The following is a 16,384-nucleotide window of genomic DNA, read 5'->3' as shown; positions in this document are numbered from 1 at the left end:
ACGCGCTCGACGAGATTGTGCGGTTCTTCGAGGCGCGGGTTTCCGCCTTGCGACGGAGCGGGGTCGCTGCCGACCGGCTCATCCTCGATCCGGGGATGGGATTTTTCTTGAGCCCCGCACCGGAAACATCGCTGCACGTGCTGTCGAACCTTCAAAAGCTGAAGTCGGCGTTGGGGCTTCCGCTATTGGTCTCGGTGTCGCGGAAATCCTTCTTGGGCGCCACCGTTGGCCTTCCTGTAAAGGATCTGGGTCCAGCGAGCCTTGCGGCGGAACTTCACGCGATCGGCAATGGCGCTGACTACGTCCGCACCCACGCGCCTGGAGATCTGCGAAGCGCAATCACCTTCTCGGAAACCCTCGCGAAATTTCGCAGTCGCGACGCCAGAGACCGAGGGTTAGATCATGCCTAGCATTCACCTTCCGGCCGCCCGCTAGCGGACCCTGGTCAGGTTCCGCGAAGGTGGGCGCAGACATGCTGGGCTCGTCAGGATCAAACTGCACTATGAGGCGGCGGTTCATACCGCGCCAGGGGAGCGAATGGACAGCGAGGAGCCTCCGAACGTTCGGGTCGCCTGCTCGGGTGATATCGACGAGGTTGTGCGGCTGATGCACGACGCTGCGGCGTGGATGTCCGCCAAGGGAACGCCCGCCTGGGACGTCGCGCGGATCGACCGGACATTCGCGGAGACCTTCGTCCTGAGATCCGAGCTCCTAGTCGCGAGTTGCAGCGACGGCATCGTCGGCTGTTGCACCTTGTCGGCCGAGGATCCCGAGTTCTGGCCCGACGCCCTCAAGGGGGAGGCCGCATATCTGCACAAGCTCGCGGTGCGACGGACACATGCGGGCCGGGGTGTCAGCTCCGCGCTGATCGAGGCTTGCCGCCATGCCGCGCGAACGCAGGGGTGCGCCAAGCTGCGGCTCGACTGCCACCCGAACCTGCGTGGCCTATACGAGCGGCTCGGATTCACCCACGTCGACACTTTCAATCCCGGCTGGGATCCAACCTTCATCGCAGAACGCCTAGAACTCGAAATCTAACGTCCGTTCGGGCATCGAGGTCCATGTCGGGGTGGGACGGGCCCGTGGCTTCAAGATCACTTGCAGTCCGACCGCGATGTCTTGGTTGCGCGAGAGGTTGTCGACAGGCCATGCTGAGTGTGCGATGGTTGATCGCTTCCTCGCCGCTCTCCACGGCGACGATGGCCGCCGCCATCAGCAAGTGCGCCAGTTCCCCTATGGTGCCCTCGCTGCGTGTGAGCAGGTAGCGAGCCATGTCCAGCGTGGCAATTGGGGAAGGCCGGCGCAGCGGGAGCGAAGCGGCGAAGCTGGCCAGCAGTGAGCAGCAATCGTCGTTGGCCTCCCATACCGGCAGCATCATCGGCTCGAAGCGATTTTCCAACTGGTCATCGGAGCGGATGGCTAGGTAGGCGTCGCGCGTGCCTACCCCAACCAACGGGATGCGCAGTTCGTTGCCGAGGAAGCGCAGCAGGTTGAGGAATTCCCGGCGGTTGACGCTGTTGCCGGCCAGCACGTTGTGCAGCTCGTCGATCACCAGCATGCGCACGCCGACCTTGCGCAGCAGTGCCAGAGCCAGTTGCTCCATTTCCGGCAACCGTGGGCGTGGGCGCAGCGGCGCGCCCATCGCGGCGAGCAGCGCGACGTAGAAGCGGATCACGGACGGCTCGGACGGCATCTGCACGACCAACACCGGGATGTGCTCCTGGTCGGCGTCGGAGCTGGCCGGGTGGGTGCGGCGGAACTTCTCGACGATCATCGACTTGCCATTGTTGGTCGGGCCAACCAGCAGCAGGTTGGGCATGCGTTGCTTGTTTGGCCACGCATAAAGGGCTTCCAGCCGGTTCAGCGCCTCGACTGCGCGCGGATAGCCGATCCAGCGGTCGGCGCGAAGGCGCTGGATGCGCTCGTCCGCCGGAAGACGGGCCAAGCCCTGGGCCGCCGGCAGCAGGTGGGACAGGTCGATGATGGGATATTCGTCCACGGCTACCACTCCTCAATCTGGTCGAACGGTTTGGCGGGTGGCAAGTTGTCTGCCTGCGGGTCGGCAATATCCGTATCCGGCGGAACGGGCTTGTCCGGCCGAGCTGATGTCTTGAGGTGCTGGCGGCGATCCGCGTCACGCCGCGCCTTGCGTGTGGCCTTCTGCGCGCTGGTCACAATCTCACGCATCTGGCCGATCATGCGGAACAGCGCCGACTCATCCACCTGTTCGCGCCCTTGCTGCCGCAGTTTCGCCAGCGCCTGCCGTTGTTCCCAGAGGGTGACAGCCGGATGCGACAAGGTACGGTAGGGAATTTCCAGGTAATGCTGTCCCTCCGGTTCCAGGACCCAGATACGGCTGATGTCGCGCGGATCGCGCCGGATCAGAAAGGACGGCCAGCGTTCACGCCGCGCAATCCACGGCTTGAGCGCATCGGCGTAGTAGTGGATGTGGTCGATGACAAAGCCGGTGCGGGTCAGCGTGCGCCGGAGGATCGGCAGAAAATCGACCAGGAACGAAGTAGCGCGTGTGACGACGGCCGGTACGCCGACACGCGCCACGGCCTCGGCCCAGCGCGCGGCCGGCGGTTGGAGCAGGCCGTTGTGCACCGAACCGTGGTAGGTGCCGACCGCCAATGTGAGCCAGCGCTCTAGCTCGCGCAGCGTCAGGGCGGCCTTGTTTTCGGAATCGTAGTCGCCGCGCTGGTCAGGGTTGGAGAAGGTCGTTCCCGGCAGTTCGTCGTGAATCATCTGCATCGCCGTGCCGATGATCCGTTCCACGATGCCGCCATAGTGCGGCTGTCCCAGCGGGCGATAGTCCAGCCGGATGCCATGCTGCTCGCAACCCCGGCGCAGGGCCTCGCTCTTGAACTCGGCCGCGTTGTCTAGGTAGAGCAGCAAGGGCTTGCCGCTCATCTGCCAATCCATTTCCACGTTCAGTCCTTCCAGCCAAGGGCGCTTGTCGCAGGCGACATGCACGAGGCACAGGCCAACCGAAACGGCAGACGGCGCTTCCAGCGTGACGACCATGCCGAGCACGCAGCGGGTGAACACGTCGATGGCGAGGGTCAGGTACGGGCGGCCAATAGGTTGCCGGTCGCGGTCATCGACCACGATCAGGTCGATGACCGTATGGTCTATCTGCACCTGCTCCAGCGGCGCGGTCACGGCAGGAGGCTCGCCGCCCACACCTTGTAGGTCACGAGCGGCATCCTGGCCTTCCCGCCGGCGGATGACCTTGCGCGGGTCAAGGCTAGCGATCCGTAAGGCCACGGTATTGCGCGCCGGCACTCGCAGTTTTTGAGCCTTGCACACCTGAGTGACTTCGCGGTGAAAGGCCGCTAGGCTGCGCTTCTGCTTGGTCAGGAACCGCTTTTGCAGTAGCTCGTGGATGACGCGCTCGACCGGTTCCGGCAAGCGCCCCTTACCTTTACCTCCACCGGACTGGCCGGGCACCAGATCCGTCACGAGGCCGCTGCCTTGCCGGGCACGCCGGATCAGAACGTATACCTGGCGCCGAGACAAGCCCAGCGCCTGAGCCGCCATATCGGCCGCTTCGTGCCCGACCGTCTCCGACTGCGCCAACGGACTGATGATCTCCGCACGACGGCGCGCACGCTCCCAAGCCTCATCAGGCAGAGTGGCCACGCCTTGTTCTGGAATCCGTGGGGTGTCCGTCGCCATGCTCACCTCGCTTTGGTGCACACGAGTATTGAGCATAGTCGAGATTGGTGCAGATCACTTCTGATATTGAACTGTCAGGAGCTGGCTGCACAACAGCCATTACGCCCAATCAACTGGTGCAGTCGTCTTCTGAAAATGACACGACTATTATTGAAACATGGAAACGATAAATGCTGTAGCCGCCCTGGCGGCCATCGCTCAAGAATCGCGCCTCGCGGTGTTCCGGCTTCTCGTCCAGGCCGGCCCCGCCGGCATGGCCGCCGGAAAAATCAGCGAAGCGGCCGGCATCCCGCCGTCTTCGCTATCCTTCCACCTGAAAGAGCTGGCACACGCCGGCATGGTCACGTCGCGGCAAGAAGGCCGATTTGTGATCTACGAGGCGAACTTTTCGACGGCCACTAACCTGGTGGCCTTTCTCACGGAAAACTGCTGCGGCGGCCAGGTGTGCAACCTGTCTTGCACCACGGAAGCCGGGAAGGTGTTGGCATGAGACTTCGCCATCTTTCCGACCCCGATTCTTTGCCCGCTTTGGACAAATCCTTTGCCATCGAGCGCCCGGCGCTCGGGCTGGCACCCGACGCCCCGCCGGTGCGTATCCTGCTGCTGTATGGCTCGCTGCGCGCCCGCTCGTTCTCACGGCTGGCCGTCGAGGAAGCGGCCCGGCTGCTGCAATTCTTTGGCGCAGAAACACGCATCTTCGACCCGTCCGATTTGCCGTTGCCCGATCAAGTGCAAAGCGACGATCACCCGGCCGTCAAGGAGCTGCGCGCCCTGTCCGAGTGGTCAGAGGGACAAGTCTGGTGCAGCCCGGAACGCCACGGTCAGATTACCAGTGTCATGAAGGCGCAGATTGACCATCTGCCGCTTGAAATGGCCGGCATCCGGCCGACCCAAGGCCGCACCCTGGCCGTGATGCAGGTATCCGGCGGCTCGCAGAGCTTCAACGCCGTGAACACCTTGCGTCTGCTCGGCCGCTGGATGCGAATGTTCACCATTCCGAACCAGTCGAGTATCGCCAAAGCGTTCCAAGAGTTCGACGCGGCGGGCCGCATGAAGCCCTCGCCGTACTACGACCGAATAGCCGATGTGATGGAAGAACTGGTGCGCTTCACGGCGCTGGTACGGCCGCACCGTGAAGCACTGACAGACCGCTATTCCGAACGGAAAGCGGCCGGCCACGTCATCGACGAGGCCACCGATCTTTCATCCATCGCCATTGCTCCCCAGCCACTACCAGAAAGCGAAACATCATGACCGAAAGAATCTATAACGTCCTCATCCTCTGCACCGGCAATTCGGCGCGCAGCATCATGGCCGAAGCTCTCATCAACACGATGGGGCAAGGGCGCTTCCGCGCCTACAGCGCCGGCAGTCACCCAACCGGCAAGGTCAATCCCTTCGCCGTCGAAAAGGTGGAGTCGGTGAATTACCCGACCGAGAATCTGCGCAGCAAGAGCTGGGACGAGTACGCCACGCCCGACGCACCGAAGATGGACTTCATCATCACCGTCTGCGACAACGCCGCCGGCGAAATGTGTCCGGTGTGGCCTGGTCAGCCGATCTCGGCGCATTGGGGATTTGAAGACCCGGCCGCCGTCGAAGGCACTGACGCCGAGAAGCGCCGGGCCTTCGAACAAACCTTCCGGCACATGATGAACCGCGTCCGCCTGTTCGTGAATCTGCCTCTCAAAATGCTTGACCAGACGGCCATCAAGCGCGAGCTGGCGAACATCGGCAAGACCGAGCAGGAAGCATGAGCGCCGGCGCACAGGCCATCGCCGCGAAGCCGCGCCAGGCCCCGATGAGCGGCTTCGAGCGTTACCTGACGCTGTGGGTGGCCCTGTGCATCGTCGCCGGTGTTGCGCTCGGCCAGGGCCTTCCTGACGTGTTCCAGGCCATAGGCCGCATGGAAGTGGCCCAGGTCAATTTGCCGGTGGGCCTGCTGATTTGGGTAATGATCGTCCCGATGCTGGTCAAGATCGACTTCGGGGCGCTGCACCAGGTCAAAGAGCATTGGCGCGGCATCGGCGTCACGCTGTTCGTGAATTGGGCCGTCAAGCCATTCTCGATGGCCCTGCTGGGGTGGCTGTTCATCCGACAAGTGTTCGCTCCGTTCCTGCCGGCCGATCAACTGGACAGCTACATCGCGGGCTTGATCTTGCTGGCCGCCGCGCCCTGCACGGCAATGGTGTTCGTGTGGAGCCGCCTTACCAACGGCGACCCGCTTTTCACGCTCTCGCAAGTGGCTCTGAACGACGCCATCATGATCGTGGCCTTCGCGCCCATCGTCGGCCTGCTGCTGGGCATGTCCTCGATCTCGGTGCCTTGGGACACGCTGCTGATTTCGGTCGTGCTCTACATCATCGTGCCGGTGATCCTGGCGCAGCTCTTGCGGCGGCATCTGCTCAAGCAAGGACAGGCCGCCTTTGAACGGGCCATGCAGAAGATCGGGCCGTGGTCGATGGCCGCGCTGCTGCTGACGTTGGTTCTACTGTTCGCCTTCCAGGGCGAGGCCATCATCCGGCAGCCGTTAGTGATCGCCATGCTAGCCGTGCCGATCTTGATTCAAGTGTTCTTCAATTCCGGGTTAGCCTACTGGCTGAACAAGCGGGCGGGGGAAAAGCACTCTGTCGCCTGTCCTTCGGCCCTGATCGGTGCCAGCAACTTCTTCGAGCTGGCCGTGGCGGCCGCCATCAGCTTGTTCGGTCTGCACTCCGGCGCTGCATTGGCAACCGTGGTCGGCGTCCTGGTCGAAGTGCCGGTGATGCTGCTGGTCGTGCGCGTGGTGAATCGCTCGAAGAGCTGGTACGAACGAGGTTGAACATGAGTAGGAAAAAACTGAGGAAATGATTGCAGATTGCCGCGCCGGCCGCTTCCTGGCGCATTCGATCACTGACCTGGAACACCTAGTATCCATGCTTGCTGAGGTCGCCCGATGACAGACCCAAAGAACCTAGAGAACAGGCTGCATGAGAAGGCCGACCCGGCCCGCGCCGTTTCCACTGGTCGGGTGCGCTACACACTGGCCGAACTACTGGCCGACGCGGAAGCATCCGGGGCTTACCCGCTGCCGCCGGAGGAACGCGAATGGATGGATGCGCCGTCTGTGGGTCGGGAATGGCCAAACAGTGAAGATTGAAAAAGGCGGCCAGTTCGAGTGGCCGCCCTTTCGTCATTAGCTGCACGCTTGGCGCAAGGCGTTCATTGCTTCTTGAAAATCAGCCTGTGTCGCCCGGCCCGTTTCAGCTTGGTAGTACACCACCATAAAAGCATTAGCGACGGCTTCGGCCAATGGCCCAAGGCTCCGCGCTTCCGCTTGGTTGATGTACTCCAAAGAAGAAAGAATAGCCGCTGCTTGATGCACTGCTTGCCCTGGTTCGATAATATGTTGTGTTGTCATAATTCACCTCTCCAGTAGGTGTTGATTGAAAGTGCCGGGCTGGTTGTGGCCAGCCCGGTGCGCCTACAGGTACAGCCCCGCCGCCTCCGCGAATGCTGACCGCTCATTCCTGCCGCCATTAACCTCAATACTTATCGGCTTAGTTTCGCTCTCTCTCATAGGGTCTGGCCGTGATACAAAAGCGGCTGTTTCTGTCTCTGCATCGACCTCGGTCGATTGATCACCCAGCGGCGAAATAAATACCTGGCTGACTTCTTCCCTTGGCGCTTCATCCAGGGCCGCCAATGCGGCCATGTATGTTGATGTCGTCATCGTGCTAACTCCTGACTTCGTTACTATCTGGGCCAGAATCGGCGCCCAAGCTATTGCCCTCGAACTGGCCAGATTGGCTTGCTTCTTTCGGCTCCATGCTTTCGCGTATCGAAGCAGCCAGTTTTCCGCCTGTGGTTTCGCTCACTCGCTCCTGGAATCCCTGCTTCACTTGAGAGCCGACACCCTTGGCTAACTCGGAGGCCGTGCCTGTGGCCAGCTTCGCGGCCTTGGCAAAGCCGCCACCGCTTGAGCTACTGCCGCTGTCACCAAAGCCAGCCGCTTGGGCGAATGGGCTACTGCCAGCAGTACCCGCTTCACCACCACCGTTTCCGCCACTGCTGACAACTGACCCCATGCTGGACATGTCACCGCCGGTTTCCATACTCGCTGATGCTTTCTGAAAAGCCGCTTGGAGTGCACTTGCACCTCCGGCTGCACCGGCTGCGGCACCCATAACCGCTTTACCTGCCAGGGCAGCGCCGCCAGTTGCCATACTGGCCGCCGTCACCGCCGCCCCAACTGCCGCACCCGCACCGAAGTTTCCAATTCCACCGGCTGCGCCAATACCACCACCAGACACAAGACCAGAAATCATCGGCGGAACTTTGTTGACCAAGAAAAGCAAGATGACCGATATAACCAACATCACGGCCAGTTCCTGGGATGCCATGTTCTCGCTGATTTGCGTGTAGTAGTGATTGATGAACTCTTTGCCAATCGCAACCAGAAGCACCATTGCCATAAGCTGTGCGGCCAGGCCCAGCACGGTCTTGTAGTAATTGATCGCCATGTCGGAAGTCCAACGACTTCCACCAAAGCCAAGGAAGAACACACCGGCATACAACAGAATCCAGGCTGATGCGAGCAACAGCAACAGGTTGACCGCAATCAACGCCAGGACAAACAAAACAGCCAGGGCCATTAGCTCCATGACCAGAGCAGTTGCCATCTGCCGCCATCCCAGCTCCGAGGTGGCCTGTACTGTGCGGTTGTATAACTCGAAACCAAGATCAAGGATGCTGGAGGGCCCAAGATTGCTATTGGAAAGTCCCCCCGCCTGCGCGCCCAGAGTTTGCAATGACTGAACAATCGTACCGGCGATATTCATGCCCTGGTTCGCATTCGTCAGCAACCACCAGAAAAAGCCGGTGAAGATCGTGAAGCGAACGAACTCCGCGAAGAACTCGCCAATGTCGGCCTTGCGCAAAGCCATCATGCCGAATGTCCAGACCATCGAAATCACAACCAGCGTCCAGAACAAACGCGATGCAGCGGACTCAATAGCTGGCCCCCATGTTGCGGCAGCATCATGAAAACGCTTGAGCACATCATTCATAACACCGCTGCTACTTAGCTCCTGCGCCATTGCAGGTTCAGCCAGCACCATTGTGGCGACCATCATCAAGCCACCTAGAGCAATTTTCTTTCTCATGGCGACCACCTCAATAATCATCTTTAGGGCTGGGCTTGAACTCCCACTGACGCATCTGCTTGGCCTTCTGGAATGCTCTGCATTCCTCGGTAAAGGCCTCTCGGTTCGCTTCGCTGCGCATTTCATTCAGTGCTGCCTGGAACGCATCGGGGGCACACGTCGCCGCATTTGGTTCGGGCATCCTTTCCTGTTCACATCCAGCCAACAACAGCAACGTAGCCGCGGTAGTAAAAAAGATTTTTTTCATCTCACCGCCTCCCTAGTAGTTGTCTGCCGGACTCGGGCGAAACGTCCAGGTACGCATTTGCTCGGCCCTGGCATCACCTCGCGCCTCGGCATCGAGTTCTGCTGCAATCCGGGCTGCCTCCGCGTTGTGTTGGGCGGTCAACATGGTGCGAATCTGCAAGAGCTGATTGGCCTGCTGGCTGGCGAGCTGGTTGGCGTAGCCGATGGCCTGTAGCTGGCCAGTTGCACCCTGGGCCGCGCCTTGCAGCCGCTCCAGGGTACGGGCGTCATCCTTCAAAGCCTTTTGCTGGTCGGCAACGGTCTGGAACAGGGCATCGTTGGCCTTCTTTTGCGACTCTGACGCCAGGCGGCGGTTCTCTTCCATCGCTGCCTTTTCGGCCGGCGTGCATCCGCCGCTGCCGTTGAAGCATGGCGAGCTGCGGTAATAGGCCACGTCCTGAAACTTGGCCAGGTAACGATCCAGGCTGCCTAGCTGGTTCTCGTAATAGGCCAGCGTGTTTTGCGCGGCAATCAGCCGGTTGATCGTAGTCTGCGCCTGATCCCAGATATACGCGGCTGGGGCCATCGTGTTCTGGAGCTGATTTTCGTACTGCTGCAACTGGGTCTGGTACTGCTCAATCTGCTTGAGCGTCTGCGCCACCGACTCGATGGCCGTCATGATGTTCTGGGCCAGGTTGCCGCCGTCGATGACGGGGATACCAGCTTGCACAGGGGCGGTGGTAGTGGTGATAAAGCCGGTTGCGAGTGCAACGGCTAGAGCGGTTTTTTTAGCCGCTAAAATTTTGGACTTCATGGTCGTACTCCGTCGATGAAAAGAAGGCATTGCCTTGACCAAGCGTTGTGCTTGTTCTCGGCAACGTTTCATCGAAGAGCTACGCCACTAGCTGATCGGTATTGCCCTTGGCGCTGAGGCCCGGACTTACAAACGTAAAACTACTCTGTTTTTTTATCGCTTTCGGACAAGCCAACTTCCCGGCCAATCTCTTCAAGCTCTAGCGGCTGTACTGCCGCCGTCAGTATTTCGCGTATTTCCGCGTCGGTGCTCCTATCGTTGAGCGCTGCTCGAACTTTCAACGCACGGTGCACCTCGGCGGGTAAATTCCTGATAAGCACATTTGCCATATCAATACCCTTTTGGTGTACCCGACAACCATGCTATCAAAGATATTAAAAATAGCAAGACCTATACTCTTGCAACCGGCGGTAGCCGATCAGCCCCGCAGGGCAGGATTCCCGTTGAGTGCCCCCGGCGCGAATAAGGGACAGTGAAGATAGATAACCGGCTTGCCGGTTAGCTAACTTCACCCATCCTGCCCGCATTTCACCCACTATTGAAAATCTAGCGCATATCGAACGTAAAGCGTTTTATCGTCAAACAAACACCGATTCTTGGCAACATAACCGTAATCGTCACCAAATCGGCCTGCAATCGACATAGTCGCTTCAAAATCGCTGCTCAATCGGCTTTAAATCGGAACCTAAAATGCCAACAATCGACACAAACCATTCGCCCCGATGGGGCGAGTTGGACGCCAAAAAAGAAGGGCATAACCCGCCCCTCAAGTGTCAATGAACACAAGAAATTTGCCTCCCCTCCCGTCATACCACTAAGGCGACGTATTGATACTTGAGGGGCAACCTTTCCTGATGTTGACACCTTCACGCAGGTTACTGGTTATGGGCGTCCAACACACACGGCTCATTCCTGCTTGGTAATAATAAGAATAATAATCTTCTTATTATTCTTACCGAACGAATGGGCACTGCTTAGCCATTTCACGTTTCGAGCCAAGGTTTCAGTACAGATAACTACAAGTGCACACAGCGGCCCTCCAGCACCGTTAGACGCAGATTCTGCTTCAGCTCATGGAATAAGGGACTCCGGGTTGTTTTCCCCTCTCACAAGGCGTTTCAGCGGCCACTGAAGCCGCCTTCTCTTCTTGGCGTTAAACCATCGGCCTATGGCCGATTGATAAAGCCCGCCAGGGCTTTATTGGCAAGGTCAGAACGCGCCCTCAAGGCGCGAGCTGCACCGCGCATGATGGATTATCTTTAGATAATCTTGGATGGATTTCCCAAACTGCCCGCAAAGCAGCGCACCGTCTGGGTTTTCCAAATTGGGACGGGGAACGTTACGACGGCAGAAGGGGAGCGTTACGACGGTAACAAGGGAACGTTACGACGGTAAACGGGTGCAGTTGCCGTGGGGCCAGGCCTCTTGATCTCCCATTTTCCCTTGGCGTATTCGTTCACTACCCAACCCACGGCGGCAAGTTCGGCCAGTGCCTTCCGGGCAGTCTGACGGCGTTTTTTCATAGCTTCGGCATTGGCTTCATCTGGCCAGACATAGCCGCAAAGCGTGTCCAGTTCCACGCGCCCGGATTTGCCGGGGTCGATCCAGCCGCATAGCCGTTGGTGCATCAGCCGTGCCGGATCAGTCTGTAGCACCCGCACTTCCGCCATGTCGATACGGGCATATGGACGATGCCCCAGGATCGCTTCGGCAATACGCGGATTCAGGGCAACCCATAGCCTGCCGTCCGTCTCGTCAAAAGCATGACTCATCAGGTGGAACGCGGCTTGCCGCCGTCCCTTCGTCACAAGGATGGTGACGTTCGACATGCGCAGCAGGCTGGCTTTGAGCGCCTTGATGTTGTCGCCGCTATCCGTCATGCCCGTTTCTGAGAGCAGTTTGGTCAGGCTCTCACGAACCACCAAGCCGTCTTGCTCAATGGCTTCGAAACGGGGTTCAAGGAATAGCCGTAGCTGTCGCCCCGTCTCACTGGTCGGTTCCGGGGTTAGCAAGATGCCGTTCGGGCCGCCAAGGGCCACGATGCCTTGCAAAAGACGCATATCATCGGCCCCGAGAGGTTCGAATCCGACGAAACGCATGGATTCGTCCTCGCCAAAGGTGTAGGTCACGTCCAGCTTGCAGCGTTTGCGATCGCCACGCTTGAGGCTGCGGAACAGGCCAGGTGCCAAACAGTGCGCGGGATCATGTCGGACGTGGGTCAGGTCATGCTTAGGCTTCTTCACGCTGTCTCCTTTTCACCTTGCACTGCCGCTCCAGTACAGCAGGCTTCAACACGCCGCCGTCGTGCCGTCTAAACCAGAGTTCTTGAAAAGGTGCGCCATAGTTGGCCTTGCTGACGCCAAAGCGGACAAAATACCCACGCTGACAATCATCGACCCCCAGTATCTCGGCCTCGCCTTGCGTCATGCCGGATAGGTACGATTGCCAACGGATGTTATCAACCAGTACGGACGATCCACGACTGGCCTGCTGTTGATCGCCCGACCCCATCATGGCTGCGCTTTTACTCGCGTGGTGCAGAAACACAATGGAGCAGCCTGTATCAGCGGCTATGGCCTCCATGTGCCCAACAACCTGCGCCATCGGCCCGCTAGCGTTCTCCTCCTCAATGTGGAAGCGCCGCAAAGTGTCCAAGATCATCAAGCGACGACCTTCAGCGGCTCGTTTGAGAGCATCGAACCAGCTAGCAGCCATGATGTTTGGGCATTTACCGATCAAGGGTTCAATGAGCAAACCATCAGCCACGGCTTGCCGTTCCGCTGCGCTGAGGTGTGCCCCAAGGGCGTGCAGACGATGGTGAATAGCGGCCGGTGGATCTTCAGCAGGCAGATAGACCACTTGCCCGGTGGGAAACTCGCCTATTTCAAGTAAATCAGGCCCGCCTGCAATCTGTGCAGCCAATTGAAGGGCCAACATGGATTTACCAGCCCCACCAGGCGACACAAGAGCACCAACAGTGCCAGCAACCATATTAGGCAGAACATAATCAATGGGTGGCGGCAATTCCGTGAAAGCCGCCATAAGATCAAGAGCCATATAACTAGCCCTCTATAGGGCCAGGTCGCGCAGCTTGATCACCCGATGATTTACGTGCCTCAATCCACTCTTCGACCTCTGACAAATCCCAGGCGACATTTCTACTGGTTAACGCGATACGGCGTGGAAAATCCCCTCGCTGCTCCAGGTTATAAATTGTTCGTGTCGAAAGCGGGATCATCTCCAGGAGCTTCTTCCTGTTGATGAGGGTCTTTATATTTTGCATGGGTCAATACCTCTCAAATGAATAGTTGCTATTCATCGAGTAGCTGCGCGAAGCAGCTAATCGGTAATTGACCTGCCCGATGCCAATGGCGGCCTTATTTATAAATTCACGGCATCAACTTCAATGCTATCAAAGATAGCAAAAACATCAACCCTTACTGCCTCCCGAAGTCCACTCATCAATCATATCGGCCCAATCCTGCAACATCGCCGCCCGCTGCTCGCGGTACTCAGCCTTGTTGTAGACAGCCCTCACGCCCTTCTGCTCGTGCGCCAGGCACTTCTCGATCCAGTCGGTGTTGTAGCCGGCCTCATGCAACAGCGTGCTGGCTGTGCGCCGCAAATCATGCGGTCCGAACTTGGTAAGTGACTTCCCATCTTTCTGCGCCGCCTTGTAAGTCAGCGTCAGCACCTGGTTAAGTGTGGCAGCGCTCATCGGCGCATCCGAGTCGTACCGTGATGGCAAAACGAAGTCGGAACCACCGGCAAAGGTTTTCATGGCAATGAAAATATCCAGAGCCTGCTGGGACAGAAATACCAGGTGCGGGTTACGGCGTTTCATCCGCTCCTTTGGAATCGTCCACAACGCTTCGCTGAAATTGATCTCGCTCCAGGTCGCATTGGTCAGCTCGCTCTTGCGCACCATCGTCAGCAATAACAGCTTGGCCGCCGCACGGTTTGTTGGGCTTGTGCCCACTCGCTCCATGTACTGGTACATCAGCCCAATTTCTTCTGGCGTCAACGCTCGGTCACGTGGCTCGAATCGAGCGATGCTTGTTGGGCGCACCAGTTCTGCCGGGTTTTCGACCTTCTGCCCACGCTCGATGGCCCAGCGAAATACCTGCAACACGATTTCACGCACATGAACGGCGGTGGCCGGTGCGCCTCGCTCAACAATGGCATCAGCCAGCGCCCGCAAGTCTTCGTGGGTGATCTCCACCAGCTTCTGATTGCTGAATTTCGGCTTCAGCTCACGCTCATAAACCGAGCGGCGCATATCGCGGGTGGAGTCGGCCATCTGGTAGCCACGCAGCCACTTCTCCGCCCAGGCACCGAACGTCTCTGCATCTTTCACCCGCGCCTTGTCTCGGGCTTTCTCCTTGGCCGGCGACTTGCCCGCCGCAACCATCTTCTTGGCGTCACCCAACAGCTCGCGGGCTTCGGCCAGGGTGATGCCACCGACACCATAACGCCCAAAGGTGATGGTCTCCTGCCGACCGTTGATTGAGTAGTTGTAACGGAACGAGATGGAGCCGGCTGGAGTCACTGCCACATAGAGACCTTCCCGGTCATTCACTTTGTAGAGTTTGTCCCTGGGCTTGAGATTGCGCAGCTTGGTATCGGTCAGCATGTACCTTGTCCTTCTTCGTCTCCGATACCATGCTGAAAAAATCTCGAATTTATCGTATTTTTTCTTACGAAACAGTAACTTATAGAATATTAATACCATGAACACACAAAAGAACGCAGCATGGTATCGGCATCAATCATGGCATCGCCAAACCATAATACCAGCTTTAATGCCATGCTCAAACGGTGCTTGGCGCTTCCTCCCGTTGCCAGATCGTGCCAAACACAAACAAAAAAAAGCCCGCAATTACGCGGGCTTAGCGGCATTTCATGCCATCAGGTGCCTGGCTGTGCCAGACGCGGAATCATTCCCACTCGATGGTGCCCGGCGGCTTCGAGGTCACGTCGTAGACGACGCGGTTGATGCCGCGAACTTCGTTGATGATGCGGGTGGCCGCACGACCAAGGAATTCCATGTCGTAGTGGTAAAAATCGGCGGTCATGCCGTCGACCGAGGTGACTGCACGCAGGGCGCAGACGAATTCATAGGTACGGCTATCGCCCATCACGCCCACGGTTTGAACCGGGAGCAGCACGGCGAATGCCTGCCAGATGGTGTTGTAGAGGCCAGCCTTGCGGATCTCATCGAGATAGATCGCGTCTGCTTCGCGCAGGATATCCAGCTTCTCGCGGGTAATCACACCTGGGCAGCGGATCGCAAGGCCCGGCCCCGGGAACGGGTGGCGCTCGATGAACTGGTCCGGCAGGCCAAGCTCGCGACCGAGCGCACGCACTTCGTCCTTGAACAATTCGCGCAGCGGCTCGACGAGCTTCATGTTCATGCGCTCTGGCAGGCCGCCCACATTGTGGTGCGACTTGATCGTAACCGACGGGCCGCCCGTGAAGGAGACGCTCTCGATCACATCCGGATAGAGCGTGCCTTGCGCGAGGAAGTCTGCTGGCTTGCCAGCGTCCGCAAGCTTCTTGGCCTCAGCCTCGAAGACTTCAATGAACAGGCGGCCAATCGTCTTTCGCTTGACCTCAGGGTCCGAAACGCCCTCCAGCTGCGACAGGAAGAGATCCTGCGCCTGCACATGCACCAGCGGAATGTTGAAGTGCTCGCGGTACATGGAAACGACTTGCTCGCCCTCGCCCTTACGCATCAGGCCGTGGTCGACGAAGATGCAGGTGAGGCGATCGCCGATCGCTTCGTGGATCAGGACGGCTGCAACCGACGAATCGACACCGCCCGAAAGCGCGCAGAGCACACGACCGTCGCCGACCTGCTTGCGGATCGCCTCGATGGCCTGCTCGCGATAGGCGGCCATCGTCCAGTCACCGGCGAGGCCCGCGATCTTGTGAACGAAATTCGACAAGAGCTTCGCGCCATCCGGTGTGTGCACCACTTCCGGGTGGAACTGAACGGCGTAGAATCGGCGCTTCTCGTCAGCAATTGCCGCATATGGCGCGCCGGTCGACGTGCCGATCACGCGGAAGCCTTCGGGGATCGCAGCAACGCGATCGCCATGGCTCATCCACACCTGGTGGCGCGTGCCCTTGGCCCAGACCCCCTCGAACAGCGCGCTGTCTTCCTCAATCTCCAGGAAGGCACGGCCGAACTCGCGGTGATCTCCGGTCTCGACCTTGCCGCCTAACTGCTCGCACATAGTTTGCTCGCCGTAGCAGATGCCGAGAACCGGGATACCGGCTTCAAACACTGCCTGCGGCGCGCGCGGGCTGCCAATGTCGGTGGTGGAGGCCGGGCCGCCAGAGAGGATTACAGCCTTAGGCTGGATGCGATTGAACGCGTCTTCAGCAAGCTGGAACGGAACGATTTCTGAGTAAACACCAGCCTCGCGAACCCGGCGCGCGATGAGCTGCGTGACCTGGCTGCCGAAATCGATAATGAGGACTGTGTCGGGATGAGCGGTAGAGTTCATGGCGAGCG

Annotated in this window: 20 protein-coding genes; 7 read left to right on the top strand and 13 right to left on the bottom strand. The window is 59.1% G+C overall.

Annotated elements, in window-relative coordinates:
* On the top strand, positions 1 to 410 hold a 410-nt coding region (locus tag IOD40_RS11040; RefSeq protein WP_000629540.1), incomplete at its 5' end, for a dihydropteroate synthase.
* A gap of 127 nt (positions 411 to 537) precedes the next feature.
* Positions 538 to 1,038 carry a GNAT family N-acetyltransferase gene (locus IOD40_RS11035; RefSeq protein ID WP_000376623.1) on the top strand — a complete coding sequence of 167 codons (501 nt, stop codon included), beginning with the start codon at positions 538 to 540 and terminating at the stop codon, positions 1,036 to 1,038.
* Here the strand turns inward: IOD40_RS11035 and IOD40_RS11030 are convergent.
* Both IOD40_RS11030 and IOD40_RS11025 read right to left on the bottom strand, forming a co-directional pair.
* Entirely contained in the window at positions 1,007 to 1,999 is a 993-nt protein-coding gene (locus IOD40_RS11030; protein ID WP_001381192.1) for a TniB family NTP-binding protein, read from the bottom strand. The genes IOD40_RS11035 and IOD40_RS11030 overlap by 32 nt on opposite strands.
* A 2-nt stretch (positions 2,000 to 2,001) precedes the next feature.
* Positions 2,002 to 3,717 (bottom strand): Mu transposase C-terminal domain-containing protein, encoded by a 1,716-nt coding sequence (locus tag IOD40_RS11025; protein WP_000935451.1) that lies wholly within the window; start codon positions 3,715 to 3,717, stop codon positions 2,002 to 2,004.
* 121 nt (positions 3,718 to 3,838) lie between these two features.
* On the opposite strand from IOD40_RS11025, the gene IOD40_RS11020 reads away from it, so the two are divergent.
* The 5 genes from IOD40_RS11020 to IOD40_RS11000 all read left to right on the top strand — a co-directional run bounded on the left by IOD40_RS11020 (position 3,839) and on the right by IOD40_RS11000 (position 6,820).
* A complete protein-coding gene (locus tag IOD40_RS11020; protein WP_000447876.1) occupies positions 3,839 to 4,171 on the top strand; it encodes an ArsR/SmtB family transcription factor in 333 nt (110 codons plus the stop codon).
* The gene (gene arsH / locus IOD40_RS11015; protein ID WP_001239389.1) at positions 4,168 to 4,935 is read left to right on the top strand and encodes an arsenical resistance protein ArsH; all 768 of its coding nucleotides are present in this window, start codon (positions 4,168 to 4,170) and stop codon (positions 4,933 to 4,935) included. The genes IOD40_RS11020 and arsH overlap by 4 nt, the downstream gene beginning before the upstream one ends.
* The gene (locus IOD40_RS11010) at positions 4,932 to 5,438 is read left to right on the top strand and encodes an arsenate reductase ArsC (protein ID WP_000140066.1); all 507 of its coding nucleotides are present in this window, start codon (positions 4,932 to 4,934) and stop codon (positions 5,436 to 5,438) included. Before arsH ends, IOD40_RS11010 begins: the two co-directional genes overlap by 4 nt.
* Before the next feature lie 44 nt (positions 5,439 to 5,482).
* Positions 5,483 to 6,502: an ACR3 family arsenite efflux transporter gene (gene arsB / locus IOD40_RS11005; RefSeq protein ID WP_005015323.1), complete on the top strand. Its 1,020-nt coding sequence runs from the start codon at positions 5,483 to 5,485 to the stop codon at positions 6,500 to 6,502.
* Between the two features lie 114 nt (positions 6,503 to 6,616).
* Positions 6,617 to 6,820: a hypothetical protein gene (locus tag IOD40_RS11000; RefSeq protein WP_000131871.1), complete on the top strand. Its 204-nt coding sequence runs from the start codon at positions 6,617 to 6,619 to the stop codon at positions 6,818 to 6,820.
* 36 nt (positions 6,821 to 6,856) lie between these two features.
* On the opposite strand, the gene IOD40_RS10995 is transcribed toward IOD40_RS11000, so the two are convergent.
* From IOD40_RS10995 to guaA, 11 genes are all read right to left on the bottom strand, one after another.
* Complete coding sequence (locus IOD40_RS10995) at positions 6,857 to 7,081, bottom strand: type I toxin-antitoxin system ptaRNA1 family toxin (protein WP_000211355.1); 225 nt, start codon at positions 7,079 to 7,081, stop codon at positions 6,857 to 6,859.
* A gap of 63 nt (positions 7,082 to 7,144) precedes the next feature.
* Positions 7,145 to 7,393 (bottom strand): hypothetical protein, encoded by a 249-nt coding sequence (locus IOD40_RS10990; RefSeq protein ID WP_000213809.1) that lies wholly within the window; start codon positions 7,391 to 7,393, stop codon positions 7,145 to 7,147.
* A gap of 4 nt (positions 7,394 to 7,397) precedes the next feature.
* Complete coding sequence (gene trbL, locus IOD40_RS10985) at positions 7,398 to 8,825, bottom strand: P-type conjugative transfer protein TrbL (RefSeq protein WP_001405816.1); 1,428 nt, start codon at positions 8,823 to 8,825, stop codon at positions 7,398 to 7,400.
* Between the two features lie 10 nt (positions 8,826 to 8,835).
* Entirely contained in the window at positions 8,836 to 9,072 is a 237-nt protein-coding gene (trbK, locus tag IOD40_RS10980; RefSeq protein ID WP_000718002.1) for an entry exclusion lipoprotein TrbK, read from the bottom strand.
* A gap of 12 nt (positions 9,073 to 9,084) precedes the next feature.
* Positions 9,085 to 9,864 (bottom strand): P-type conjugative transfer protein TrbJ, encoded by a 780-nt coding sequence (trbJ, locus tag IOD40_RS10975; RefSeq protein ID WP_000836966.1) that lies wholly within the window; start codon positions 9,862 to 9,864, stop codon positions 9,085 to 9,087.
* A 140-nt stretch (positions 9,865 to 10,004) separates the two neighbouring features.
* Positions 10,005 to 10,193: a FitA-like ribbon-helix-helix domain-containing protein gene (locus tag IOD40_RS10970; protein WP_000024442.1), complete on the bottom strand. Its 189-nt coding sequence runs from the start codon at positions 10,191 to 10,193 to the stop codon at positions 10,005 to 10,007.
* A 1,032-nt stretch (positions 10,194 to 11,225) separates the two neighbouring features.
* Positions 11,226 to 12,107, bottom strand: coding sequence for a replication protein C, IncQ-type (repC, locus tag IOD40_RS10965; RefSeq protein WP_000743064.1), 882 nt, complete (start codon positions 12,105 to 12,107; stop codon positions 11,226 to 11,228).
* Positions 12,094 to 12,921: a helicase RepA family protein gene (locus tag IOD40_RS10960; RefSeq protein ID WP_001162384.1), complete on the bottom strand. Its 828-nt coding sequence runs from the start codon at positions 12,919 to 12,921 to the stop codon at positions 12,094 to 12,096. The genes repC and IOD40_RS10960 overlap by 14 nt, the downstream gene beginning before the upstream one ends.
* Positions 12,922 to 12,925: 4 nt before the next feature.
* Positions 12,926 to 13,147 carry a helix-turn-helix transcriptional regulator gene (locus tag IOD40_RS10955; protein ID WP_001179606.1) on the bottom strand — a complete coding sequence of 74 codons (222 nt, stop codon included), beginning with the start codon at positions 13,145 to 13,147 and terminating at the stop codon, positions 12,926 to 12,928.
* Between the two features lie 147 nt (positions 13,148 to 13,294).
* Positions 13,295 to 14,497: a tyrosine-type recombinase/integrase gene (locus tag IOD40_RS10950; RefSeq protein WP_000954590.1), complete on the bottom strand. Its 1,203-nt coding sequence runs from the start codon at positions 14,495 to 14,497 to the stop codon at positions 13,295 to 13,297.
* Between the two features lie 304 nt (positions 14,498 to 14,801).
* Complete coding sequence (gene guaA / locus IOD40_RS10945) at positions 14,802 to 16,376, bottom strand: glutamine-hydrolyzing GMP synthase (protein ID WP_198476576.1); 1,575 nt, start codon at positions 16,374 to 16,376, stop codon at positions 14,802 to 14,804.
* Between the last annotated feature and the right edge of the window lie 8 nt (positions 16,377 to 16,384).

It is taken from the genome of Aquamicrobium zhengzhouense (genome assembly GCF_016124105.1).
In the GTDB taxonomy this organism is placed as follows: domain Bacteria; phylum Pseudomonadota; class Alphaproteobacteria; order Rhizobiales; family Rhizobiaceae; genus Aerobium; species Aerobium zhengzhouense.
The sequence above is the reverse complement of the archived record's forward strand: the minus strand, read 5'-3'. Positions and strand labels throughout refer to the sequence as shown.